The organism is Pseudomonas sp. ICMP 8385 (assembly GCF_002699915.1).
Classification (GTDB): Bacteria; Pseudomonadota; Gammaproteobacteria; order Pseudomonadales; family Pseudomonadaceae; genus Aquipseudomonas; species Aquipseudomonas gessardii.
The window spans coordinates 120,120-144,968 of sequence record NZ_LKBY01000002.1; the positions used below are offsets into that span (position 1 = coordinate 120,120).

General features: G+C 62.2%; 23 protein-coding genes and 1 riboswitch. Of the genes, 5 read left to right on the forward strand and 18 right to left on the reverse strand.

Features of this window, described 5'->3' with window-relative positions:
• Positions 1-100: 100 nt before the first annotated feature.
• The 10 genes from AO268_RS03395 to AO268_RS03440 form a co-directional block, all read right to left on the reverse strand.
• The gene (locus tag AO268_RS03395; protein WP_099167903.1) at positions 101-985 is read right to left on the reverse strand and encodes an alpha/beta fold hydrolase; all 885 of its coding nucleotides are present in this window, start codon (positions 983-985) and stop codon (positions 101-103) included.
• 257 nt (positions 986-1,242) lie between these two features.
• On the reverse strand, positions 1,243-1,935 hold the full coding sequence (locus AO268_RS03400; RefSeq protein WP_099167904.1) for a pseudouridine synthase: 693 nt from the start codon (positions 1,933-1,935) through the stop codon (positions 1,243-1,245).
• On the reverse strand, positions 1,935-2,147 hold the full coding sequence (locus AO268_RS03405) for a cysteine-rich CWC family protein (RefSeq protein WP_076962532.1): 213 nt from the start codon (positions 2,145-2,147) through the stop codon (positions 1,935-1,937). Before AO268_RS03405 ends, AO268_RS03400 begins: the two co-directional genes overlap by 1 nt.
• A gap of 72 nt (positions 2,148-2,219) precedes the next feature.
• Entirely contained in the window at positions 2,220-3,989 is a 1,770-nt protein-coding gene (gene atzF / locus AO268_RS03410; protein WP_099167905.1) for an allophanate hydrolase, read from the reverse strand.
• A 28-nt stretch (positions 3,990-4,017) separates the two neighbouring features.
• Positions 4,018-7,578 carry an urea carboxylase gene (uca, locus tag AO268_RS03415; RefSeq protein WP_099167906.1) on the reverse strand — a complete coding sequence of 1,187 codons (3,561 nt, stop codon included), beginning with the start codon at positions 7,576-7,578 and terminating at the stop codon, positions 4,018-4,020.
• 180 nt (positions 7,579-7,758) lie between these two features.
• Positions 7,759-8,391, reverse strand: a complete 633-nt coding sequence (locus tag AO268_RS03420; protein ID WP_038446620.1) for an urea amidolyase associated protein UAAP2 — start codon at positions 8,389-8,391, stop codon at positions 7,759-7,761.
• Between the two features lie 9 nt (positions 8,392-8,400).
• Positions 8,401-9,126 (reverse strand): urea amidolyase associated protein UAAP1, encoded by a 726-nt coding sequence (locus AO268_RS03425; protein ID WP_099167907.1) that lies wholly within the window; start codon positions 9,124-9,126, stop codon positions 8,401-8,403.
• Positions 9,123-9,887: an ABC transporter ATP-binding protein gene (locus AO268_RS03430; protein WP_076962528.1), complete on the reverse strand. Its 765-nt coding sequence runs from the start codon at positions 9,885-9,887 to the stop codon at positions 9,123-9,125. Before AO268_RS03430 ends, AO268_RS03425 begins: the two co-directional genes overlap by 4 nt.
• Complete coding sequence (locus AO268_RS03435; protein ID WP_099167908.1) at positions 9,884-10,699, reverse strand: ABC transporter permease; 816 nt, start codon at positions 10,697-10,699, stop codon at positions 9,884-9,886. Before AO268_RS03435 ends, AO268_RS03430 begins: the two co-directional genes overlap by 4 nt.
• Before the next feature lie 12 nt (positions 10,700-10,711).
• The gene (locus AO268_RS03440; protein WP_076962526.1) at positions 10,712-11,779 is read right to left on the reverse strand and encodes a putative urea ABC transporter substrate-binding protein; all 1,068 of its coding nucleotides are present in this window, start codon (positions 11,777-11,779) and stop codon (positions 10,712-10,714) included.
• Positions 11,780-11,840: 61 nt separating this feature from the next.
• A riboswitch (guanidine-I (ykkC/yxkD leader) is annotated at positions 11,841-11,941 on the reverse strand.
• 314 nt (positions 11,942-12,255) lie between these two features.
• Between AO268_RS03440 and AO268_RS03450 the strand changes: the two genes are divergently transcribed.
• A complete protein-coding gene (locus AO268_RS03450; protein WP_076962525.1) occupies positions 12,256-12,615 on the forward strand; it encodes a hypothetical protein in 360 nt (119 codons plus the stop codon).
• A gap of 143 nt (positions 12,616-12,758) precedes the next feature.
• Positions 12,759-13,199: a DUF3757 domain-containing protein gene (locus tag AO268_RS03455; protein ID WP_099167909.1), complete on the forward strand. Its 441-nt coding sequence runs from the start codon at positions 12,759-12,761 to the stop codon at positions 13,197-13,199.
• A 10-nt stretch (positions 13,200-13,209) separates the two neighbouring features.
• Here AO268_RS03455 and AO268_RS03460 read toward each other — a convergent pair whose 3' ends face one another.
• Positions 13,210-14,322 (reverse strand): enoyl-CoA hydratase/isomerase family protein, encoded by a 1,113-nt coding sequence (locus AO268_RS03460; RefSeq protein WP_099167910.1) that lies wholly within the window; start codon positions 14,320-14,322, stop codon positions 13,210-13,212.
• 132 nt (positions 14,323-14,454) lie between these two features.
• Here AO268_RS03460 and ung point away from each other — a divergent pair, with 132 nt between their 5' ends.
• Positions 14,455-15,150, forward strand: coding sequence for a uracil-DNA glycosylase (gene ung / locus AO268_RS03465; protein WP_176561332.1), 696 nt, complete (start codon positions 14,455-14,457; stop codon positions 15,148-15,150).
• A gap of 65 nt (positions 15,151-15,215) precedes the next feature.
• Here the strand turns inward: ung and AO268_RS03470 are convergent, their stop codons facing one another.
• The 5 genes from AO268_RS03470 to AO268_RS03490 all read right to left on the reverse strand — a co-directional run bounded on the left by AO268_RS03470 (position 15,216) and on the right by AO268_RS03490 (position 20,672).
• The gene (locus AO268_RS03470; protein WP_099167912.1) at positions 15,216-16,253 is read right to left on the reverse strand and encodes an AbrB family transcriptional regulator; all 1,038 of its coding nucleotides are present in this window, start codon (positions 16,251-16,253) and stop codon (positions 15,216-15,218) included.
• Positions 16,246-17,760: a tripartite tricarboxylate transporter permease gene (locus AO268_RS03475; RefSeq protein ID WP_076962520.1), complete on the reverse strand. Its 1,515-nt coding sequence runs from the start codon at positions 17,758-17,760 to the stop codon at positions 16,246-16,248. Before AO268_RS03475 ends, AO268_RS03470 begins: the two co-directional genes overlap by 8 nt.
• 1 nt (position 17,761) lies before the next feature.
• Entirely contained in the window at positions 17,762-18,220 is a 459-nt protein-coding gene (locus AO268_RS03480; RefSeq protein ID WP_076962519.1) for a tripartite tricarboxylate transporter TctB family protein, read from the reverse strand.
• 130 nt (positions 18,221-18,350) lie between these two features.
• The gene (locus tag AO268_RS03485; RefSeq protein WP_076962518.1) at positions 18,351-19,334 is read right to left on the reverse strand and encodes a Bug family tripartite tricarboxylate transporter substrate binding protein; all 984 of its coding nucleotides are present in this window, start codon (positions 19,332-19,334) and stop codon (positions 18,351-18,353) included.
• A 45-nt stretch (positions 19,335-19,379) separates the two neighbouring features.
• Entirely contained in the window at positions 19,380-20,672 is a 1,293-nt protein-coding gene (locus AO268_RS03490) for an OprD family porin (protein ID WP_076962517.1), read from the reverse strand.
• A 247-nt stretch (positions 20,673-20,919) separates the two neighbouring features.
• On the opposite strand from AO268_RS03490, the gene AO268_RS03495 reads away from it, so the two are divergent.
• A complete protein-coding gene (locus AO268_RS03495) occupies positions 20,920-21,591 on the forward strand; it encodes a response regulator (RefSeq protein WP_029299087.1) in 672 nt (223 codons plus the stop codon).
• Positions 21,584-22,969, forward strand: coding sequence for a sensor histidine kinase (locus tag AO268_RS03500; RefSeq protein ID WP_076962516.1), 1,386 nt, complete (start codon positions 21,584-21,586; stop codon positions 22,967-22,969). Before AO268_RS03495 ends, AO268_RS03500 begins: the two co-directional genes overlap by 8 nt.
• A 20-nt stretch (positions 22,970-22,989) precedes the next feature.
• Here AO268_RS03500 and AO268_RS03505 read toward each other — a convergent pair whose 3' ends face one another.
• Both AO268_RS03505 and ygfZ read right to left on the reverse strand, forming a co-directional pair.
• A complete protein-coding gene (locus AO268_RS03505) occupies positions 22,990-23,811 on the reverse strand; it encodes an HDOD domain-containing protein (protein WP_076962515.1) in 822 nt (273 codons plus the stop codon).
• A 36-nt stretch (positions 23,812-23,847) separates the two neighbouring features.
• Positions 23,848-24,789 (reverse strand): CAF17-like 4Fe-4S cluster assembly/insertion protein YgfZ, encoded by a 942-nt coding sequence (gene ygfZ, locus AO268_RS03510; RefSeq protein ID WP_076962514.1) that lies wholly within the window; start codon positions 24,787-24,789, stop codon positions 23,848-23,850.
• Between the last annotated feature and the right edge of the window lie 60 nt (positions 24,790-24,849).

Consider the following 24,849-nt stretch of genomic DNA (forward strand, 5'->3'; position numbering starts at 1 on the left):
TGTGCGCGGCAATTTGAAGTTTTTCTTTGAAAAATGTGCAAGTTGCGAGCGTCAGCCGACGTTTGAGCCAGCCCTGGGGTGTCGCTCCAGGGCTTTGCTTTCAAATGGCAAACGCCTGCGGGGCCTGGCCCTGGTGATACCGCAGTCGGTTCACCGACTGTTGCGGTTGCAAAAAGCCCATCAATGCCTGCCGGCTGTCATTGCACGCGGCCTTGTGCTCCATGTCCAGGAAGTGCCCGGTGGCCTGGATGGTGCCGAAGCTGCTGTTGGCCACATGTTGCCCGAACAGCCGGGCATCCTCGGCGCTGGTGTATTCGTCCCACTCCCCATTCAAGAACAGGACCGGAATGTCGATCTGCCGTGCGGCCTTGAGGTAGCACTGGCGGTCGCTGTTGAGCACCTGGCTGATGTGGTAGTGCATCTGCCCGTATTCGTGCTCGGCCAGGGTGCTGACGTGCCGATAGTTGAAGCGCTTGAACAGCGGCGGCAGGTGTTTGCCGATGGTGCTGTTGACCAGGTGGCCGACGCTGTGGCGGTCGAGGTTGCCCAGGTAGTCGACGCCGCGCTCCAGGTAGTCGCGCATCGGTGCGTTGATCACCGGGGAGAATGAGCTGATGACGGCTTTCTCCACGCGGCGAGGGCGCTGGGACAGGGCGACGAGGGTGGCGACGCCGCCCCAGGAAAACGACAGCACATGCTCGGCGGCGAAGTGCTCGATGAGTTCCAGGAGGATCTGGCCTTCAATGTCCTTCGTCAGCATTTTCTCATGGCGATTGTGGGCTTTGGAGCGACCGGCGTAGGGCTGATCGTACAAAACCACATTAAATTGCGGGTACAGGCTTTTCACGGTCTGGGCGAAAGACGCAGTGGTGGCCATGGAGCCGTTGACCAGGATGATGGTCTTTTGAGCAGCCTGCGCGCGATAGAACTCCGTGTAAACCCGATACTGCCCCTGTATATCCAGCACAGCGATTTCTGGCCTCATGTCGTAAGACTCCTGGCAAGCGGGTGGTGCGCGCAGATCACTCTGCACGAGCTTTGTGACAGGTAGGCATACGCCTGGAAAGGAGGCCCATGTTGGTCCGATGAGGCTGGCCGACGGCTGTTGTTATGGCGGGCAAGGTGTTTCTTGGAGGGTAGAGTGACTCGCCAGTCAGATTACGGCTGGCGTTTTGATTCAAGCAGGAGGCGGGCCAGGTCGCCCGTTTCACCCTGGGGTTTTGGCGATCACCGGCTGAGCGGTCATATCTGCTGGATTTCGGCGTCGGTCAGCGGCCGGTACTGGCCGGGGGCGAGCTGTTCATCCAGCACCAGCGGCCCTATGCGTTCGCGGTGCAGGCGCGTCACCTTGTTGTCGAAGTGCCCGAACATGCGCTTGACCTGGTGATAACGCCCTTCAATGATGCTCAGGCGCGCGCTTTTGGGGCTCAGCACTTGCAGGTCGGCCGGTTGGGTGGTCAGGTCCTCGAAGGCGAAGTACAGGCCGGCGCTGAATGTTGCGGCGTAATCCGGGCCGATCTCTTGCTCGGTCTCGACGTAGTAGACCTTGGGCAGCTTGGTCCGAGGCTGGGTCAGGCGTCGCGACCACTGGCCATCATTGGTGATCAGCAACAGGCCGGTGGTGTTGAAGTCCAGGCGGCCGGCGATATGCAGGTCGCCCTTGTCCGGTTCATCCAGCAGGTCGAGGACGGTGGGGTGTTGCGGGTCGAGGGTGGCACTCACGCAGCCTGGCGGCTTGTGCAGCATGAAATAGCGTGCGGGTTTGCCTGCTTGCAGGGTTTGACCATCACACTCCACGCGGCTGAATGTGCGAACGTCATGGTGGGGGTCGGCAACCGGCAGCCCATCGACGTGGATCCGGCGCTCCGCCAGCAGCAGGCGCACTTGCTGGCGATTGAAACGGGGCAGGTTGCTGAGGAACCGGTCGAGACGCATTACCGGGCCTCGGCCTTGCGCAATTGCTCATCGACCTGGGCACAGCGTGGGCACAGGCAGGCCTTGTTGCGCAGTGCCTCGGGCAACGCCTCAAGCACCGCCGGGTCGATACTGACGTTGTAGCACCAGCAGGCCTGGTCGACGGTACGTGGGTCGGCCAGGGTGCAGTCGTTGCGGGCGCCACAGGCAGGGCAAAGTTGAGGTGTGGTCATCGGTCGGTTCAGGCGGTATCGGACAAGTCCCGGTGGAACCCGGTGTGCCTTGCACGATACAGCCAAGGCCCGCTATTGCAAACTGCCCAGGTACTGGCGCCAGCCGCCAAAGTGGCTGATGTCGAGTGCACCGGCGAGTCCGTAGGGTTCGCAGATAAAGCCGCTTTCCCAGCGTCCATCGGCCAGTTGCACCTTGCCCAGGCCCAGGGGGGCGGGGATGCCGTGGACAAAGGAGCCCAGTTCGCTGCTGGGCATCTCCCAGACTTCGACTGCAATCGCCACGCCGCCTTGCGCCACTCTTAGCATGCCGGGCCGGTAGGGGGGGCCGCCGGCGAGGGCAAAGAGTTGGTAGTGGGCTGCACTGTGGGTACGCTCCAACAGGCGTGCGCCACGCCGGGTCAGTTGCCCGTTGAGTGCCAGGCCTTCCAGGTGCGCACCGCAGACCACCAGGCGCGTGCGGTCATGGCTGGCGGTGCCGATTGCTGACGCAGCCGAGGCCTGCTGGCGCTGCAGCGCGTGCGCCACACTGAGCAGGTACTGATCGGTAAACGCTCGACCAAACAGTGTCACGCCCCAAGGCAAGCCGTTGTCCATAAAACCGCTGGGCACGGCGACGGCGGCGTAATCCAGCAGGTTCATGAAGTTGGTGTAGTAGCCCAGTTCGGCGTTGCGTAGCACGGGTTCTTCGTGCAACTCGTCGAGAGTCACGGGGCGACCGATGGTCGGCGTCAACACGCAATCAAGGGTTTGCAGTGCCTGGTCGCACAGGGTCTTGAGCATTTGCAGGCGGTATTGGGCGCGGAAGGTGTCGACACCCGTGACGGCCGGTGCCTTGGCCAATACTGCACGAATCACCGGCAGGACTGCCTCAGGCTGGCACTCCATCAAATCGCCCGCGACGCTGTAGCGCTCCGCGACCCATGGCCCTTCATACAGCAGGCGGGCGGCTTCGAGGAACGGCGACAGGTCGAGGCTGACCGGCTCGCCACCCAAGGCGATCAGGCGAGAAATGGCTTGGCGAAACAGGCGCGGGCCTTGCTCGCAGCCGAAGAATTCAAGGTCCTGATCCCGTGGCACACCGAAACGAAAAGGCCGTGGCGCCCCAAAGGCCGAGGCATCATTCCAGGCAGGGTTACGGCGACTGTAGGCGTCCAGAGGGTCAAGCCTTGCGGTCAGCGCCAACAGGTGGCTGGCTTCCTGCGCCGTGTGGGTAAACGTGGTGACGCAATCCAGGGTGCGACATGCCGGCACCACCCCCGCTGTGGAGATCAGCCCTTTGGTGGCTTTGAGCCCCAGCAGATTGTTCAAGGCTGCCGGTACACGACCGGAGCCGGCAGTGTCGGTGCCCAAGGCAAAACTTGCCACGCCCAGCGCGACGGCCAGCGAAGACCCGGCACTGGAGCCGCCCGACGGATACTGCGCCAGCACACTGTTGGGGCAGGCGCCATACGGTGAGCGGCTGCCGTTGAGCCCTGTGGCGAACTGATCAAGATTGGTCTTGCCCAGTGGCACCGCACCGAGGGCGATCAACTGCTCGACGATGGTCGCCGAGCGCGACGGTGTATAGGCGAATGCCGGGCACGCCGCCGTGGTGGGCACACCGGCCAGGTCGATATTGTCCTTGATCGCAAATGGCACGCCGAACAGCGGCAGGTCGGCTATCGCCTGGCCCTCCAGTGCTCGCAGATAAGGTTCGAGTTCTGCAACGCTGAGCAGGTGGATAAACAGGTGATAGTCCGGGTTCAACTGTATGGCTTTTTCCCGTAGTTGCAGCAGCAGTTGACGCGGGGTGATGTCGCCACTCAGGTAAGCGCTGCGCAGGTTATCGAGTTGCAGATTCATGGCTTGTCCGCCTGTAGGAAAGTAGAGATCAGTCACGCTCCAGCACCACCACACGTTGCCCGGCGCCGATGCCACTGCCAGGTTGCACGGGGATTTCCCGCACTGTGCCGGCGAATGGCGCGAACACGGGGATTTCCATCTTCATTGACTCCAGCACGACCAGCACCGCACCGGCCGCGACGCGCTCGCCCGCCGTCACCTGGACCTGCCAGAGGTTGCCGGCGATGGGGCTGTCGATACTCGCTTGCTTGGCCTCAAGCGGTGTGTCTTCTGCCAGGGGGGAGGGGCGTTCCTCGCTGTCGAAATGTGCCTGGCCACTGGCGATCCAGCGCTCGCGTTCGGCGTTGAAGGCATGCTGTTGTTGTTCACGAAACGCACCAATGCTCTGGGCCTGCTGCGCCAGAAAGGCCTGGTAATCCGCCAGGTTCAACTGGCTGTGTTCGATGTTCAGTTCAAAACGCCCAAGCGGGAAGTCCCGACGAATCCTCAGCAGTTCTTCGCCACTGACCGGATAAAAGCGGATCTGGTCGAAGAAACGCAGCAACCAGGGCTTGCCGTCGAACGCCGCCACTTCGCGGTAGCGGTTCCACATCTGCAAGGTGCGCCCGACAAACTGATAACCACCGGGGCCTTCCATACCGTAGACGCACAGGTAGGCGCCGCCGATGCCCACGCTGTTTTCGGCGGTCCAGGTGCGCGCCGGGTTGTATTTGGTGGTCACCAGGCGATGGCGCGGATCCAGTGGCGTGGCGACTGGAGCACCGAGGTAAACGTCGCCCAGGCCCATCACCAGATAGTGGGCGTCGAACACGGTGCGGCGCACTTCATCAAGGTTGGCCAGGTCGTTGATGCGGCGGATGAACTCAAGGTTGCTTGGGCACCAGGGCGCGTCCTTGCGCACGGTCGTCATGTATTTTTCGATGGCCAGTTGGCAGGCCGGATCGTCCCATGACAAGGGCAGATGAACGATGCGCGAGGGTACTTGCAGGTTGGGCGTGGCGCACACGGCATGCCATTGGCGGGTGATCAGGGGCAGCAGATCAGCCAGAGGCAGTTGCTCGGGCTGGTAGTGGATTTGCAGGGAACGAATGCCCGGTGTCAGGTCGATCACGCCGGGCAGGGATAGCGCTTGCAGCGCTTGCATCAGTGCGTGGGCACGAAAGCGCAGGACCAGGTCGAGCTCGGGCGCGCCGATTTCCAGGAGCAGGTGCGTGTCGCCGGCGAGACGGGCGACGAGGCGGGTGTCGTCTTTGCCAATATCCACAACCACAGGTGAGGCGATCAAGTGTGGGGGTACGTTCGGTTTCCACGGTTGATCCCAGTCCCGGGCGAGATCGCGGGCGGTCTTGAGATCGATGGGGGTGAACTGGAGTGTGTCACCGGCCTTGAGCTGGCCCAATTGCCAAAGGTCCGCTTCGATCACCGTCACCGGGCATACGAACCCACCCAGGCTCGGGCCATCCGGCCCCAGGATCACCGGCATGTCACCGGTAAAGTCCACTGCCCCGATGGCGTAGGGGTTGTCGTGGATATTGGAGGGATGCAAACCCGCTTCACCGCCATCCGTACGCGCCCACAGCGGCTTGGGCCCGATCAGCCGCACGCCGGTGCGGCTGGAGTTGAAGTGTACCTCCCAACGGGTGGCGAAGAAGGTGTCGATGTACTCCGGCTTGAAGTATTCCGGCGCGCCATGGGGGCCGTAGATCACCCGCAGTGTGCGAACGTGGGCAAGTGGTTGTGGCTGCAACGTCTGGCCGGCACTGGTATCGAGCAGCGGTGACAGATGCAACACATCGCCGGCGCGCAACGCCCGCCCGCCATGACCGCCAAACTGCCCAAGGGTAAACGTGCTTTTACTGCCCAGGTAGTCGGGCACTTGCAGGCCACCACGCAGGCACAGGTAGCTGCGGGCTCCTGCGCCAGTGAGCATGCCCAGGCTTAGGGTGGCGCCGGCGGGGATCAACAAGGCAGTGTTCATCGGCACGCTTTGATCGTTCAGCAACAGCGTGATGGGAGCCCCGGTCACGGCCACCACCGCCGTGCAGTTGAAACGCAACAGCGGCCCGCTCATGGTGATTTCCAGTGCGGCGGCACCGTCTTCGTTGCCCAGCAAGCGATTGCCCAGGCGCAGTGCACGGCTGTCCATCGGGCCTGACGGTGGTACACCGACGGCCCAGTAGCCGAGGCGGCCGGGATAGTCCTGGACACTGGTTTGCGTACCGGGGCTTAGCACCTCAAAGGTATCGGCGTGGTAGACCAGGTCTTCCAGGCAGCGGGTCCATGGCTGGCCGCTGACAAAAGGGGCGGCCGAGAGGATTTGGCGCAGGTAATCGCGGTTGGTTTCCACGCCGTACAGTTGGCTGTCGCCCAGGGCCTGGTGCAGATCCAGGCGTGCCTGTTCACGGGTCGGTGCCCAGGCAATGAGCTTGGCGATCATGGGGTCGAAATAAGGCGGGATCTCACAACCGGCTTCGACCCAGGTGTCGATCCGCAGACCTTCGGCGCAGGGGAAGTCGACTTGGGTCAAGAGCCCCGGGCTCGGTTGGAAATCCCGACCAGGATCCTCTGCGTACAGGCGGGCCTGAATCGCATGCCCCTGGGGTTTGAGCACCAGTGTGTGCAGGGGGGGTAACTCTCCCGCCGCCAATTGCACCATCCAGCGCACCAGATCCACGCCCCATACCTGTTCGGTGACGCCATGTTCTACCTGCAAGCGGGTGTTCACTTCCAGGAAGTAGAAGCGCCCGTCGGCGCGATCAAAGATAAATTCCACCGTGCCGGCGCTGCGGTAGTTCACGGCTTTGGCCAGGCTGATGGCCGCCGAACACAAGGCGTCGGCCAGGCCCTCGGGCAGGTTCGGCGCCGGGGTTTCTTCGAGGACTTTCTGGTTGCGCCGTTGTACGGAGCAGTCGCGCACGCCCAAGGCGATAACCTCACCCGCGCCGTCACCAAATACCTGGACTTCCAGATGGCGGGCCTGCTGGATGTATTTCTCGATAAACACGCCGGCGTTGCTGAAGTTGTTCTGCCCCAGCCGTTTGACCGCGTCAAAGGACTCGCTCAACTCCGCGGCGTCGCGACAGACCCGCATGCCGATGCCACCGCCACCGGCGGTGCTCTTGAGCATGACCGGATAGCCCACGCGCTCACCGGCCAGCAGCGCGGCCTCCAGGCTGTCGAGCAGCTCAGTGCCTTCCAGCAGCGGGACCCTGTGTTGCTTGGCCAGGGCGCGGGCCGTGTGTTTGAGGCCGAACACACGCAGTTGCTGTGGGGTTGGCCCGACAAAGGCAATACCCGCGTTTTCGCAGGCCTCGGCAAAGGCGGCATTTTCTGCAAGAAACCCATAGCCCGGATGAATCGCGGTGGCCCCGCAGGCCTTGGCGGCGGCGAGGATTTTCTCCACCGACAGGTAGGTGCCTGGTGCCGCCCCGTCGCCCAGGCTATAAGCCTCATCAGCCTGCTGGATATGCAGGCTGGTGGCATCGGCTTGGGAATAGACGGCAATGCCTTCGACCTGCAGGTCACGCAAGGTGCGCAGGATACGGCAGGCGATAGCGCCACGGTTGGCGATCAAGAGTTTTTTGAACATGGCTAAACCCCACAGGCTGACAACGGCTCAGCCTTGTCCTGGGATGCGGGCCGTCCCGCACAGTGGGCGTGGCGCCAGGGTCGTCCATGGCGCAGATTCCAGGGCTTCAGGGTTTTTGCAGGCACTGCCCGCTTCGGGACTGGCACAGGGCAAAAAACCATCTACGCAGGCGCTTGAGTTTCAGTTCCATACCAGTAGCTCCGCAGGGGTGGGGTTGTAGGCGTTGCAGGGGTTGTTCAGTTGTGGGCAGTTGGAGATCAGCACAATCACGTCCATTTCTGCGCGCAGGTCGACGTACTTGCCGGGGGCGCTGATGCCGTCTTCAAAGGTCAGGCCGCCGTCGGCGGTAACCGGCACATTCATGAAAAAATTGATGTTCGGCCCAATGTCTTTTTTGCCCAGGCGCCCGTCATGGGCACAGGCCCGCAGGTAGTTGTCGCGACAACTGTGCATGTAGCGTTTTTCCAGGGCGTAGCGCACGGTGTTGCTCTCCTGGGCGCAGGCTCCGCCGAGGGTGTCGTGGCGCCCGCAGGTGTCATCGACGATGGTCAGCATTGGCTGGCCGAGGTTGGAATACAGCACGCTGCCGGTGCCCAGGTAGATGTTGTTTTGCCGGCGCAGAGTGCGTTGCACGTCATAGCGTTCCCTGGGGTTTTTCAGGCTGTAGAACAGGGTGTCGACCGCCTGGTTGCCCTCCAGATCAAGGATGCGCAAGGTCTGTCCGGCCTTGACCTCCATCAGCCAGGGTTCGCCGGCGGGAATGGTTGCACGGTAGATCGCGGTGTCCGGTTGTTTGGCAAGTGCAATAGACATGGCAGGGCCTCAGGCGAACAGACGGTCAGTGTTGATAAAACCGCGCTCGTTTTCCGGGCGCGAAGTGCGGCAGTGCTCGGCGACGCTTTTATCGGCGTTCATCCAGCTCAGTTTCAAAGGTTGTGGTGCGTAGTCAGGGTTGGGGTCCAGCGGATGTTGCAGGGCGGTGAGCACCACCAGAGTGTCCATCGGCGCGTAGAGTTCGATGTAGTCGCCAGCCTTGGCGTTGCCCGGTACAAAGTGCAGGCCACCGTCGCCGTCCACGCGGACTCTGCTGAACAGGTTGAGGGTCATCAACAGGTCGCAAAGCCCCAGGCCCCATTTGCCCAGTTCCACCAGCAGGTTGTCGGTGCCGTTGCGCAAGAAGCCGTTACGCCGTTCCTGGAAGCGGCCCTGGCCATACTTTTCGGCCACTTCCGAGGCGCAGAGCACGCCGCCGATGCTGTCGCTCCAGCCGCAGGTATCGGCGGTGATAGCAGCCAGTACGCGGCCCATGTCCGAGTACAGGCAGTGGCCGGCAGTGAGCTTGGCGGTGTGTTGGCATTTGAGGCTGTCGGGCAGGTTCAGCCGTTCGGTTTTTTCATTGGCATTAAGCAGGGTCAGGCTGACATTGGCGCCACCGCGAATATCGGTCAGGCGCAGCAGTTGGCCACGCTTGAGCACGAAGGAGCGGTGGCCGCCGCCGGGCAGCATTTCTTCGGCGAACGGTGGAAACAGTTGAGTGGCATCGATCATTGGCACGTCGCTCCAAGTTCGGCGGCGAGTGCCTTGCGACGCTCGCTGTTCAAGGGAATGTCATAGGTGATACGGGCGCCATAGGCGCCGGGGGCGTGGGGGTCGACGCGCACCTTGTCAAAGACCAGAAGGCGTGTGCCGAGGCTGAAGCCCTCGCTGAGGTCGTGGGTGACCATGAACACCGTCAGCCGGGTTTCACGCCACAGCTCCAGCAGCAACTGATGCATGTCTTTGCGAATGCCCGGGTCGAGAGCGCCGAAGGGTTCGTCCAGCAGCAACACACGGGGCTTCATGATCAGGGCCTGGGCAATGGCGAGGCGTTGTTGCATGCCGCCGGACAGCTGTGCCGGGTACTTGTCCAGGGCGTGGCCGAGACCGACTTTGTGCAGCAACGCGGCGGCCTGTTCGCGGGCGGCTTTTCTGGCGTTGCCAAACAGCCGCCCCAGCCATGCGGACTTCGGTAGTTCGAGGCCCAGGGTGACATTGTCGAGCACGCTCAAATGGGCAAACACCGAATAGCGTTGAAACACCACGCCACGGCTGGCATCGGGCTCGGCGGCGAGGGCTTGGCCGTCCAGCAGGATCTCGCCTCGGCTGGCGGTTTCCTGTCCGAGCAACAAGCGCAAAAAGGTCGATTTGCCGCAGCCCGAAGTGCCGACCAAGGTGCAGAACTCCCCCTCGGCAACCTGCAGATTGAGGCCTTCGAGCACCACCTGCTCGCCGTAGCGCTGCCACACGTTGTTGACGCTGATAAAGCTCATGCCCGTGCTCCTTCATACCAGGGAAATGCACGCCGGGTCAGGGCCTTGAGACCCCAGTCCATCAGCCACGCCAGCAGGGTGATCCACATCACGTACGGCAGAATCACATCCATGGCCAGATAGCGGCGTACCAGGAAGATCCGATAGCCCAGGCCGTCGGTGGACGCGATGGCCTCGGCGGCGATCAGAAATAGCCACGCCGACCCCAGCATCAGGCGCAAGGAGATCAGCAGGCGAGGCAGCAACTGCGGCAGCACCACTCGCAGCATCAGGGTCCAGGTCGAGGCGCCGAGGGTTTGGGCCTTGACCAGCAACTCGACGGGTATTTCCCGCGCCCGTTGCTCCAGGTCACGGGCCAGGCAGGGGGTAATGCCGATCACGATCAGCATTACTTTCGACAGCTCCCCGAGGCCAAACGCGATGAACAAAATCGGCAGGATCGCCAAGGGCGGCACCATCGACAGTACCGTCAGCAAGGGAGACAGCGGTGCCCCGAACAATGGCAAGGTGCCAGCGGCCATGCCCAGGCACAGGCCGGCGAGGGCGCTGATGCCCAGGCCGATGGCCAGGCGGCGCAGGCTTGCAGCGCTGTCTTGCCACAGCAGGTATTCGCCGGTGCGGGTGTCAGCGGTGAAGGCCAGGCGCTTCACCGCATCACTCATTTGCCCGGCACTGGGCAGCAATTTGTCGTTGGGGTTTTCGGCCAGGCGCTCGGCCGAGCCCACGAAATAGGCAAGCAACAGCAGGGCGAACGGCAACAGCACCAACAACAGGCGGCTGGAACGATCCGGATGACGATTGATCAGGCGCATGGCCGTGTCCTCTTACAGCGTGCCGTCGGCGGCCATCTGCACGTAGCCGGGGTCGAAATGCAGCTTGAGGTTGGCGATGTCGCCGCGGGTCACGCCGTTGGCGAAGCTCATGCCTACGGCGTTGGTGTCCCGGGCACCTTCGCCGAGCAGGCCGTGTGCAAAGGAGAACTCGGCGACTTTGCCCATGGTCGCTGGCAACTGCGCACTGGTGGCGAAGTCGAGCGCCTCCCTGGGGGTGGCGAACAGTTTGGTCGTGCCCAGTTGTGCCTGGAACCCCTTGAGGTCGGTACCGGACGCCTTGGCCATGTGTTCAAGGGCGCTGGTGCCGGCTGCGGTCTGGGCATTCATCAGCGCCACCACTTCAAACCAGGCACCGGTCAGAGCCTTGCCCAGGGCGGGGTTGTCTTTGAGTACCTGGGTGTTGACCACCATCATGTCCATGATTTCGCCAGGCACTTTGCTGGAGTCGAAGACTTGGCTGGTCCCGGGCTTGGCCTTGATCTCAGACAACATCGGGTTCCAGGTGGTGACGGCTTGTACCTGATCGGTGTTGAAGGCTGCGGCAATATCAGCGTCGGAGGTATTCACCACTTTCAGCTCTTTTTCGCTCAGACCGGCCGAGTCCAGGGCCCGTGCCAGCAGGTAGTGGGAGACAGAGAGCTCCACCAGGTTGACGTGCATGCCCTTGAGGTCGGCGACGGTTTTGCCTTGGCCTTTGATCACCACGCCATCGTTGCCGTTGGAGAAGTCGCTGACTACCAGCGCGGTGCTCTCGACACCGCCGGCAGCGGGGATGGTCAGGGCATCCATGTTGGTCATGGTGCAACCGTCGAACTGGCCGGCGGTGTATTGGTTGATGGATTCGACGTAGTCGTTGAGTTGCACCATATCGATCTTGATAGCGTACTTCTTTGCCCACTTGTCGAGGATGCCTTGGCTGCCGGCGTACTCCCAGGGCATCCAGCCGGCGTAAAGGGTCCAGCACACGCTGAAGTGGTCTTTGGGCGCAGCCGGGGCCTGCATACTCATCAGGACAGTGAAGGCTGCGGCGAGCAAGGTGGGTAGACGTATCGAAGGCATGGATGCTTCTCCAGTTGATCAAGGGCGGACAGGAACAACGCGGCACCGTGAACGGTGGCTTGTCTCCCGGGCTTTTATCCCGCCGTGTAACCTCAACTGGAGGTCGCCAACTCTCGGACCAGCCACTCGCACATGCGAGCCGGAACCCTAGTCGGCCATTGCAAATTGTGGTGCCGCGAACCTGTGATGACTCCTGCACGGGAAGAGGTAAAGCGAGAGTCGTGCCAAGTCAGGCAAAGGCCGTTTTATAAGGGGCGCGTGGCGGGGGAGTGGGGGGGCAGGGCGCTGTTGTGCGTGGTCGTGGTGCGCGATTGCACTGTGATGGCGCGAACGGTTGCTTGATGTACATGTATCAATCTATGTCCAAATCGCACCAGATTTGGTTTTCGATGTCTGATCCTTTGTCATTCAGTGAAAGCTGTTTGTCGCCTCCCAGCGTCGCTGGGGTGTGCTCTTCCGCGGTCCAGGAGGCCGCCATGTATCGTCGAATGCTCCTTATCGCTGTGCTCGGCCTGACCCTTTCTGCCTGCGTGCCTTATTACGATGGAGGCTCCCGCTACTACCGATCCGAAGTCTATACCGCGCCGGCGCCGGTCTATTACTACGGCGGTGGCCCGTCTTACCAGTACCGGCGCGGCTATTATGCCCCGCCGCCACGTTACTACCCGGCGCCGCGTTATTACCAGCCGGCGCCCCGTTACTATCAAGCCGGACCAAGGGCGGGCTACCGTCCACATCCCAGCCAGGGGTGGGGTGATCATCGAAGTTACGGTGGTCACGGTCGAGGCGATGGCCGTGGCGGTGATCATGGCCGGGGGCGTGGCGGGCACCGGTAATCAGCTTTTCCTTGAAACGGCGCGAAATGCGCCGTTTTTTTTGGGTGAACGTCTGTCGGCACTGTCATATTTCACAGCTATCTTAAAGGCTCTTCTAGGACTTTACTGAGCGGCAGTACCTCAGTCTCTCAACGGAACGACACATGATTGCCCGGGCACTTTTTTTATTTTTGCTGGGGAGTTGTTCCATTGCTCAGGGTAGCGAGCAATTGGGTTGCCCATACCCTTCGTCGATCAAATTCCGGGATGGCCATTTCCAAAGCGAAAATGGCCAATGGAAAAGCCTCAAAGTGGAGGCGGCAAGCTTTTTGGACCGGTTTGTCGGGGCGGTTTTTGTTCCGCTCGAGGGGCAACAGCGCCAACAAGGCTATGTGGAGTATTGCCTTTACAAGGCGGGCAATAACCAATGGGTCAACCTGAGGTTCCAGGCGCCTGAACGCCACTTCAGTATGTCACTGACCGATTCCCTGCACTGGGTCCCGGCCCGGGGGCCTTTTGAGCAGGACATCTACCTTTGCACGGACAGCCAGCCCGACAACTGTTCGTTCACGCTCAAACGCTCAAAGTCCTGGCCCGGCCGCTGACTGCGGCCTGTCATAAATCAGACAGGTCTGCCAGCGGATGCCGTCCTTCCCAGGCCTTGTGAAAGTGGGCCTCGACCACGGCGTCGGGGATGTGGTTGATATCCGGCCAATGCCAGTGTGGCTGCTGGTCCTTGTCGATCAGGCGCGCGCGGACCCCTTCGCTGAATTCTGGATGCCGACAGCAATTGAGGCTTAGGGTGTACTCCATCTGGAACACCTCTGACAGAGACAAGTGCCGTGCCCGTCGGATCTGCTCCCAGACCAGGTGCGCGGTCAGCGGGCAGCCCTCGCTCAGGGTCTTGCCGGCCCGGCTCAGCAGCGGGTCACTATGCTCGCGCAGTTGGCTCAAGGCCCGCCAGGCGCAGCGCACATCGCCGACATCCAGCCATTCGTCGATCTGCGGGCGTCGCGGTAGCCACTGTGGCTCGGGCTGCTGGCTGGCCGCTTCCTGGGCCAGGGCCTTGAACAGGCTGTTGAGCTGCATCGCGGTCTGTTCTTGCCAGTTCAATTGCAACAGGCCCTCAAGCATTTCGTCCTGTTGCTCATCGCGCAGGAAGCGGTCGGCCAGGCCCAGGTCCAGGGCATCGCGACCATTCATATGGGCGCCGGTGAGGCCCAGGAACAGGCCGAGTTTGCCGGGCAGGCGCGAAAGAAACCAACTGGCGCCGACATCCGGGTACAGGCCGATGCTGATTTCCGGCATGGCCAGGCGGCTGCTCGGGGTGACGATGCGCAGGCTGGCGCTTTGCAGCAAGCCCATGCCACCGCCCAGCACATAGCCATGGCCCCAGCAAATCAGTGGCTTGGGGTAGGTGTGCAGGTGATAGTCGAGACGATACTCGGCGGCAAAGAACTGCGCGGCCAAGGTGGGCACTTCACCCGGGTGCTCACGGCAGGCCTGGGCCAGGCTGCGCACTTCGCCGCCAGCGCAAAACGCCTTGGCGCCGTTGCCACGCAGCAGCACACAGACGATTTGCGGGTCCTTGGCCCAGCTGTCCAGGCGCTCGTGCAGGGCCAGGATCATCGGCAAGGAGAGGGCATTGAGGGATGCTTGCGCGTCCAGGCTGGCGATACCGATACGGGCACCGTCTGTGCCCGTGAGCTCTTCAAAGTGCAGATTCATCATGACCTCAATCGGTAAATTGAACGTTGAGTATGATCCCTTCGTGGGAAAGTGCCGGTTCTGCGTCAGATCAATTGACAAGTGGGGTGGGCTTTCCTAGGGTTCGCCCATTCTTTTTTACATGATGCTTTTCTGATGACTGCCGACGACCGTATCAAACTCGAACCGAGCTGGAAACACGCCCTGCGCGAGGAGTTCGAGCAGCCGTACATGAACGAGCTGCGCGAGTTCCTGCGCCAGGAGCACGTGGCGGGCAAGGAAATCTACCCGCCGGGCCCGCTGATCTTCAACGCGCTCAACTCCACACCGCTGGACAAGGTCAAGGTGGTGATCCTCGGTCAGGACCCGTACCACGGCCCCGGCCAGGCCCATGGCCTGTGCTTCTCGGTGCAGCCGGGCGTGCCGGCGCCGCCGTCCTTGGTCAATATCTATAAAGAACTCAAGCGCGACCTCAATATCGATATCCCCAGCCACGGCTGCCTGCAAAGCTGGGCTGACCAGGGCGTGTTGCTGCTCAACACCACCATGACCGTGGAGCGCGCCAATGCCAACGCCCATGCGGGCAAGGGCTGGCAGTTCTTTACCGACCGGGTGATCGAGGTGGTCAGTGAGCATCAGCCGCATTTGGTGTTCCTGCTGTGGGGCGCCCATGCCCAGGGCAAGCAGAAGCTGATCGATGCGACCAAGCACCTGGTGCTGACCTCGGTGCATCCATCGCCGTTGTCGGCGTATCGCGGGTTCTTGGGGTGTGGGCATTTCAGCCGGACCAACAAGTTTCTTGAGCAAAATGGCGAGACGCCGATCGAGTGGCGGTTGCCGCCTATCTAAGGCTCAACGCCAATGGGTGTGTGGGAGCGGGCTTGCTCGCTCCCACAGTAGAGAGGTGCCAGCTTTTAGACGGTGCCCGGCTGGCGGTTCCAGTGGCGGAATAACGGCTCCGCCAGGAACAGCACAAACAATAGCCGCATCACCTGCATTGCCGTCACCAACGGCACCGACAGTTGCAGGGTCTGCGCCGTCAAGCTCATCTCCGCAATCCCGCCGGGCATCATGCCCAGCGTCAGCGAACGCAGATCCAACTGCGTCAACGCACTCAAGCCCAGCGCCGCCAGGGTGGCGATCAACATGCTCAGCAGTGTGCCAATCACCGTACGGCCCATGAACGACGGCGCCCGGCGGAAGAACTGCCGGTTGAAGTGGCAACCCAGGCCGCTGCCGATCAACCATTGGCCGATTTGGCTGCCGCCGTCGGGCAGGCCGATGTGCAGATCCCAGGTGATACTGGCGATGGCGCTGACCAGCAACGGCCCGAACAACCAGGGGTTGGGTTGGCGCAGGCGCTGCCAACCCCAGGCGACCAGGGCGCCGACGGGAAACAACAGGGCCAGCCAGGCCCAATCCACGGGCGCCGGGTGAAACTGTGGCGCACCGCCGCCCAGCAAGTACTTGAAGATCGCCGGCACGCACAGCACCACCAGCAATACCCGCAGGCTCTGGCCAGCGGCCACGCGACTGAGCACTGCGCCATTGCGCGCGCCCAGGTTGACCATCTCGCCGGAACCGCCCGGCATGCTCGAAAAAAATGCGGTGGCGCGGTCTTCACCGCTGCGGCGCATCAGCCACACACCGACAATGCTCGACAGGCTGGTGACCAGCGCACCGAAGAAGATCAGACCAAAGTGGCTCATCACCTGCTCGACCACCAACGGGGTGAAGTGCAGACCGATGCCGATGCCCACCACCCATTGCCCGCATTTGCGCCCGCCGGGAATCTCGGCCAACTGCCAAGGGGTGAGGCAACGCACCAGGATGATCGCCAACAACGAGCCGACCATATACGGCAAAGGCCAGCCGATCAGGCTGGCCAGGTAACCGCCGGCCAGGCCGACCAGCGGTGTTCCCCACCAATGTCTGAGGCTAACCTCAGACATCGGCTACAGCACGACGCTGCAGGGCGCGCTTGCGCCAGATGCGCAGCAGCGGTACGAACAGCATGATTGCAGTCAGCACCCACACGCCAAAGGTGATCGGGCTGGACCACAGGATCTCCAGCGCACCGTTGGAGATCGACAGCGCCCGACGCAGGTTCTGCTCCATCAGGCCGCCGAGGATAAAGCCCAGCAGCAGTGGCGACAGCGGGAAATCCAACTTGCGCAGGATATAGCCGAAGATGCCGATGCCGATCATCAGGAACAGATCGAAGGTGGTGGCGTGGACCGCGTAGACGCCAATGGCGGTGATGATGGCAATCACCGGCACCAGTGCCCAGTTCGGCACGGCAAGGATGCGCGTGAAGATGCGGATCATCGGGATGTTGAGGACCACCAGCATGATGTTGGCGATAAACAGCGAAGCGATCAGGCCCCAGACAATGTCCGGTTGTTGTTGGAACAGCAGCGGGCCAGGTGTGATGTTGTACAGCGACAGGGCGCCGATCATCACCGCCGTGGTGCCCGAGCCTGGAACGCCCAGGGTCAGCATTGGCACCATGGCGCCGCAGACTGAAGCGCCGATGGCGGTTTCCGGGGCGGCCAGGCCGCGCATGTCGCCCTGGCCGAACTTGCCACTGGCGCCGGCGATACGTTTCTCGGTCATGTAGGCCACGGCCGAGGCCATGGTCGCACCGGCACCGGGCAGCACGCCGATGATAAAGCCCGAGATGCCGCAACGTATGTTCACCGTCAACACCGACAAAGCTTCCTTGACGTTGAACATCATGCGTCCGGTGGCTTTCACGGCTTCCTGGCCGCGGTGGGTTTTTTCCAGGAGCAGGAGGATTTCACTGATAGAGAACAGGCCCAGTACCAGGACCACGAACTGGATGCCGTCCGTCAGGTGAATATTGTCGCCAGTGAAGCGGTACACGCCACTGTTGGCGTCGATACCCACCGCCGACAGGAACAGGCCGATCAGCGCTGCGACAAAGGTTTTCAGCGGTTTGTCACCGGCCATGCCGCCCAGGCAGACAATCGCAAACACCATCAGGACGAAATATTCCGCCGGGCCGAAGGCTATCGCCCATTTGGCCAGCAGCGGTGCGAACAGCACCATGCCGCAGGTGGCGATAAACGCACCGATGAACGAACTCCAGGCCGACAACGACAACGCTACACCAGCCATGCCTTTACGGGCCATCGGATAGCCGTCGAGGGTGGTCATCACGGTGGAGGCTTCGCCCGGGATGTTCAGCAGGATCGAGCTGATCCGCCCGCCATATTCGCAGCCCAGGTACACCGCTGCCAGCAGGATCAGCGCCGACTCGGGCGGCAGGCCCAGGGCGAACGCGATGGGGATCAACAAGGCCACGCCATTGATCGGCCCCAGGCCTGGCAATAGCCCAACCACGGTGCCGATCAGGGTGCCGATCAGTGCGGTCACCAGGTTATAGGGGCTCAGCGCGACGCCGAAACCCTGGCCCAAATAGCCAAAAGTATCCATATCAGTTCTCCAGAACGTCGAGCAGACCGAGGGGCAGCGGCACGTCCATGGTTTTATCGAACAGCAGATAAAGACCGACGCTCATCAAGGTGATGACCACCGCACTGGGCAGCCAGCGGCCGCCATACAGCCGTGCCATCGGAATACCGATCAGCATGCTGCTGAGCATGAAACCCAGGGGTTCAAACGTGGCGGCAAACACCAGCAGCAAGACCACGCAGATCCCGATCTTGACCAGGGTCGGGCGGTCCAGCGCCGGTTCATCTTCAGTATGTTTGGTGGGTTGCGGACGAATCAGCATGTAGATCAACGCCAGGCCCATCAGCCCGAGCAGCAGCAGCGGGAACGCCCGGGGTCCTACGGGTTCGTAGGAAAAGGCCGCCTGATAGGGCCAGGCCATCAGCGCCAGGCCGATGCAGACCAACAACATCACGCCAGCGAAAATGCGTTGTAAGAGCATAAGGGACTCCTTTGCGACTCGTGTAGGCGCTAGCTTGCTCACGAAGAACGCCAGGACATCGCGTGTATCCAGGCAGCACGCGTCATCGTTGCAGTTTTTCGCGAGCAAGCCCGCTCCCACAGAGGGGCGATTACTGGATCAGGCCGAACTCTTTGGCCAGCACTTTGTAGTCAGCCACCTGTTTCTTCACGTAGGTGTCCAGCTCCTGGCCGGTCATGGCGAACGGGAACAGCTCGCGCTGGTCGCGCAGCTTGGCGAAGTCCTCGGAGGCCAGCAGTTTGTCGAACGCGGCTTTCCACCAGGCGTAGTCTTCATCGCTGACTTTTGGCCCGAGGTAGAAACCACGCACCACCGGCCAGACGATGTCGTAGCCTTGCTCCTTGGCCGTCGGGATATCCTTCATTTCCGGCTCGTCCAGGCGCTGTTCGGAGAACACCGCCAGCAGGCGCATATCACCGCTCTGGATATGTGGCATGGAGTCGGAGATATCGGTACTGCCGACCTGGATATGCCCGCCGAGCAGGGCGGTGGCGATTTCACCGCCGCCTTCGAGGGCCACGTAACGCAGGTCACGCGGGTTGATCCCGGCGGCCTTGGCGATCAGTGCGGTTTGCATCCAGTCCTGGCTGCCGACGGTGCCGCCGGAGCCGATTACCACTTTGCTCGGATCTTTCTTCAAGGCCTGGACCAGGTCGTCGAGGCTCTTGTAGGGCGAGTCGGATTTGACCGCAATCGCGCCATAACTGGTGCCGACGGCGGCCAGCCATTTCACGGCGCTCTCATCAAAACGCCCGAACTTGCCCTGGGCCAGGTTCAGCAGCGAACCGCTGGACCAGGCCACCAGCGTGCCGGCATCGGCGGGGCGCTGGGCCACGACGGCGTTGTAGGCTACCGCCCCGACGCCGCCGGGCATGTAGGTCACGCGCATCGGCTTGCTCAGCAGCTTTTCGTTGATCAGTGCGCTTTGCACCAGCTTGCAGGTCAGGTCAAAACCACCGCCGGGGGAGGCCGGTGCGATGCATTCCGGGCGCTTGGGTTCTTCGGCGGCCAGCAGTTGACCGGCAAACAGCATGCAGCCGGCGGCCAGGGCAAATTTACGTAGGGATGAAGACATGAGGAACTCCGTCATTGTTGTTATTGGGGAGATGACTTTCAGCGGTTACCACAGCGCGACGCTGTAACTGACCAGCACGCGCACTTCGTCTGCGTCCCGGGCCGAGTAGTTGGAGCGGTAGGTGGCGTTGCGCAGGCGCACGGCCACGTCCTTGAGGGTGCCGCTTTGCACCACGTATTTGATCTCGGTGTCGCGTTCCCACTCTTTGCCGGTGTCGCCGTTCTTGAGCTGGATATTGTCACCGGACATGTAACGGCTCATGAAACTCAGGCCGGGAATCCCCAGCTTGGCGAAGTCGTAGTCGTAGCGGGCCTGCCAGGAGCGTTCTTCGGCGCCGGCAAAGTCGTTGAGCTGCACGAAGTTGATGAGGTACGGGTTGCTGCCATCCACATAGGGGAACGCGCTGTCACCGAACATGCGCTGGTAGCCGGCGCTCAGTTTATGGCCGTTGAGGCCGTAGCTGAAAATGCTACTGAAGGATTTGTTGTCAATGTTGCCAGCGCGTGCACTGCCGGCGTCATCGCTGATGGCCAGGCGCATGTCGGCGGCGAAGGTGCCGGGGCCCATCGGGCTGGAAGTGAGCAGGCCGAGGAAGTGCTGGCGGTACACGTCGTCCAGTTGGGCGAAGTGGTAGCTGCCGGTGACTTTTTCGGCAAACTTGTAGTCCACGCCGCCGAAGTTGAAGTATTTGCCGGTGGCTCCACTGACGAAGCGGCCGTTCTTGTTGTTGAGGGCGATATCCTCATAGTTGCTGTCGTTGCGGTCCTTGACCTTGTCCAGGCGCCCGCCGGTGAACGTCAGGTTCTTGAACTCCTTGGAGGTCAGCAGGCCGCCGTTGAAGGTCTGCGGCAGGATGCGCCCGTCGTTGGGCTTGAGGATTGGCAGCTCAGGGATCAGCGAACCGATTTTCAGCTCGGTGGCCGAGATTTTCACTTTGCCGGTCAGGCCCAGCTTCGAGTATTCGTCGGCGGCGCGGCCATCATCGTGGGTCGGCAGCAGGCCGCTGCCGGTGCGGTCCGGGCTGGAGTCGAGCTTGACCCCGAGCATGCCCAGCGCATCCACGCCAAAGCCGACGGTGCCGTCGGTGTAGCCCGACTGCAGGTTGAGCATAAAGCCCTGGGCCCACTCGTCGCGCTTGGATTGCTGGGCGCTGGTGCCGTCGCGAAAGTCGCGGTTGAAGTACATGTTGCGGGTTTCCAGGGTCGCGCTACTGTCTTCAAAGAAGGCAGCCTGGGCCAGCGGCGAAAAGCCGGCAAGGGTAGCGGCACTGGCGAGGGCGGTCTGGGTCAGGCGGGAAAAACGAACAGACGGGCAAGTATTGGGCCGTGTAGGCAGCATCGGGGTGTACTCCGTTTATTGTTTTTATTTGGCGAAAACGCATCAGGGCGTTTTTCGGGCGCTATAGGTCAGATAGCTCGGAAGGTATAACCATCCGTTTTTGGATGCTAATGGGCGAACCTTTCACTAACCTTTCAACGCCCTTTCCATGTTTTCGGGCTTCACAGCACAGGCTGCGGCTGTAAACTGCGCCGCGAGTTGGTCAACCCGGGGCGGCGTCGGCCACCCCTTAACGAGGTAAGAATCCATGCGTGTCCTGCTCGTCGAAGACCATTTGCAACTCGCCGAAAGTGTGGCCCAAGCGCTCAAGAGCACGGGCTTGACGGTGGATGTGCTGCACGATGGCGTGGCTGCGGACCTGGCCTTGAGCAGCGAGGAGTACGCGGTGGCGATTCTCGATGTGGGCCTGCCGCGCATGGACGGCTTCGAGGTGCTGGCGCGCTTGCGGGCCCGTGGGAAAAACCTGCCGGTGTTGATGCTCACCGCCCGCAGCGATGTAAAGGATCGGGTGCATGGCCTTAACCTGGGGGCCGATGACTATCTGGCCAAGCCCTTTGAGTTGACCGAGCTGGAAGCCAGGGTCAAGGCCCTGTTGCGCCGCAGTGTACTGGGCGGCGAGCGGCAGCAGACCTGTGGGGTGCTGGTGTATGACGTGGAAACCCGGCGTTTCACCCTCGGCGGTGAACTGCTGACGCTGACCTCCCGCGAGCAGGCGGTGCTTGAAGCGCTGATCGCCCGTCCTGGCCGGGTCATGAGCAAGGAACAACTGGCGTCCCAGGTATTTGGCCTGGACGAGGAAGCCAGCCCGGATGCCATCGAAATCTATGTGCACCGTTTGCGCAAGAAACTCGATGGCCAGCCGGTTGCCATCGTTACCTTCCGCGGCCTTGGTTACTTGCTGGAAGCCCGCGATGCGTAAGCACAGCAGCCTGCGTTGGCGTTTGCTGTGGAACCTGGCATTGCTGTTGGTGGTGCTGATGCTGGCCAGCGGCTTGAGTGCCTACTGGAACGGTCGCGAGGCGGCCGACACCGCCTACGACCGCACCCTGCTGGCCTCGGCCCGCACCATCGCTGCCGGGTTGTCCCAGCGTGACGGCACCCTGAGCGCCGATGTGCCCTACGTGGCATTGGACACCTTCGCCTACGACAGTGCCGGGCGGATTTACTACCAGGTCAATGATATTCACCAGAAGCTGATTTCTGGCTACGAACACCTGCCTGGCCCGCCGCCCGGTACGCCACGCACCGACGATTACCCGGCCCTGGCGCGGTTCTATAACGCCAAGTACCAGGGGCAGAATGTGCGGGTGGTGAGCCTGCTCAAGGCGGTGTCGGAGCCGAACATGAACGGCATGGCCGAAATCCGTGTGGCCGAAACCGACGAAGCCCGCGTCAGCATGGCCCGCAGCCTGATGGCCGACACTCTGCTGCGCCTGGGCATGCTGGCCGTCGGTGCCTTGTTGCTGGTGTGGTTCGCGGTGAGTGCGGCGTTGCGCCCGCTGGAGCGCTTGCGCACGGCAGTGGAAGAGCGCCAGCCGGATGATCTGCGCCCCTTGCCGTTGGTTGAGGTGCAGCACGAATTCGGGCCGCTGGTGCGAGCGTTGAATCACTTTACCGAACGCCTGCGCGGGCAGTTCGAGCGCCAGGCCCAGTTTATCGCCGATGCGGCCCACGAATTGCGCACCCCGCTGGCGGCCCTCAAGGCCCGGCTGGAGTTGGGCCTGCGCGCCGAGGAACCGGCGATCTGGCGCAGCACCCTGGAAACAACGGCGCAAGGCACGGATCGCTTGACCCACCTGGCCAATCAGTTGCTGTCCCTGGCCCGCATCGAAAACGGTGCGCGGGCGATTGCCGAAGGTGGCGCGCAGTTGCTCGACCTCAGCCAATTGGCCCGTGAGTTGGGCATGGCCATGGCGCCCCTGGCGCATGCGCGGGGCGTGGCGCTGGCGTTGGAGGCCGATGAGCCGGTGTGGTTGCGTGGCGAGCCGACCTTGCTGAATGAACTGTTGAGCAACCTGGTGGATAACGCCCTGGCGCATACACCGTCAGGCGGCAATGTGATATTGCGGGTCACGGCGCCGGCGGTGCTGGAAGTGGAAGACGATGGCCCGGGCATTCCACTGGACGAGCGGGATCGGGTGTTCGAGCGCTTCTACCGGCGTAATCAGCAGGGCGCAGGTTCGGGCCTTGGCTTGGCGATTGTCGGCGAAATCTGCCGCGCGCACCTGGCCCAGATCAGCCTGCATGATGGCGAGCGCAAAGGGCTCAAGGTGCGGGTGAGCTTTATCGCAGGTTAAACCTGCCTGGCTACGGGGGCTCAGTCGAACATCGAGCGCGCTTCGTCCAGTTCGGTGCGCACCGCTTCATTGAGCGGGTCGATGCGCAATTTCTTGAAGGCCGGCAGGTTCGACAGCACAGCATTGGCCAGCGGGTGCTCGGTGTTCTTGTGGCAATACAGCACGGCCACTTGCACCAGGTCGACATAGTCCAGGCTGGCCGATTCGCGCTCAAGGTCCTGGTAGTGCGCGGGCACATTCACCAGCATTTCCGGGAAGTCCCAGCCGCGCAGCAGCTTGTCCCCCAGCAGCGGGTGGATGCTATCGATCACATGGTTGAGGCTGACCGGGTCGGAGAGCAGTTCATAGTGATCTTCGGCGTAGGTCAGGATCGGCAGCACGCCGATCTGGTGCACCAGCCCGCCGAGTGCCGCCTGGTCCGGCTTGAGCTGGCTGTGGTTGCGGCACAAGGCGTAGCAGACGCCCGCGACTTCGAGGCTGCGGCGCCAGACTTCGCGCATCTTGTGTTCGACGACTTCGGAGCGGGCATGGAATATCTGCTCCATCACCAAACCAATCGCCAGGTTACTGCTGTAGTTGGTGCCCAGGCGGGTGATGGCGGTGTGCAGGTCGGTGACTTCCTGGGATGCCCGCAACAGCGGGCTGTTGACCACTTTGATCAGGCGCGCGCTCAGGGCGGTGTCGCGGCCGATGACTTTGCTCAAATGGCTGATGCTGACTTCGGGGTCTTCGGCGGCCTGACGAATTTTCAGGGCCACTTCCGGTAACGTGGGCAGAACCAGGTCATCGTTATCGATGGCCGTCACCAACGCCTGTTGGACTTTTTCCGCCAGTTTGTTCATTCATGCTCTCTAGGGTGTTGCAAAAGGGTGCGGCAATTAACGCTGGATCTCGCGATCGCGGTCCAGTCGGTAAGGCAGGTCAAGCAACATGAGGCCCGGGCCTTCCAGCGTACCTAAATGCACATCGCCACTGTCGGCTGCTTCGGCTTGCAGCACCGCCAGAAGTTCAATCCCTTCGTCGGCCCGGGCGGCGATCACCACCTCACCGATGGCGCTGGTATGGCTGGGCGCAAACAGTGGCGTGCCCGGCTCGGGCAATGCCGTGCCGTCCAGGCTCAGGCGGTACAGGCGGCGCTTGAGTTTGCCCAGGTATTGCATACGGGCGACGATTTCCTGGCCGGTGTAGCAGCCCTTCTTGAAGCTCACGCCGCCGACCGCCTGCAGGTTGAGCATCTGCGGGATGAACAGCTCGCGGGTCTGGGCCATGACCTGGCCGAGGCCGGCGCGGATCTGCCCCAGCAGCCAGGCATTGAGGTCGCCTTCGGCAAGGGTTGCGGCCAGTTGGCTGCGCAGGGTGTCGGCTTGCGCCGCAGGGCCCCAGAGTTCGGCGCGGCCGGGGGAGACGCGAATGGCCAGCAGCTCTTCATGGCGCGCCACGCTGTCGGTCTCGGCGGGCAGTTCCAGGCCCAGGCTGGCGAGGGCCTGGTCGGCATCGGCCAGGCCGAAGCGGGCCCAGGCAGCGCTTTCGTCCGTCAGCTTGGACTTGGAAAAGACCGCGTATTTCTTCAGGTCCGCCAACTGCGGTTCCAGCAGCTCGCTGGCCATGGCCAGCAGCACACCGTCACCTTGCAGCACGATACGGAAGCTCGACTGCATACGCCCTTTTTGGGTACAGCGCGCGCCGAGGCTGGCGTGGGTGTCGTTGAGGTAGTTGAGGTTGCAGGTCAGTTGCCCCTGGAGGAACTTGGCCGCGTCAGCGCCGCGAACGGCCAGGACGCCTTCGTGGGACAGGGGACAGAAGAAAGCAGAGTCAGCCATGGGTCATCGCAGTTGGAAAGTCATGGGTGCATCATAGAGGGGTGCCCGGCAAATGGGTAG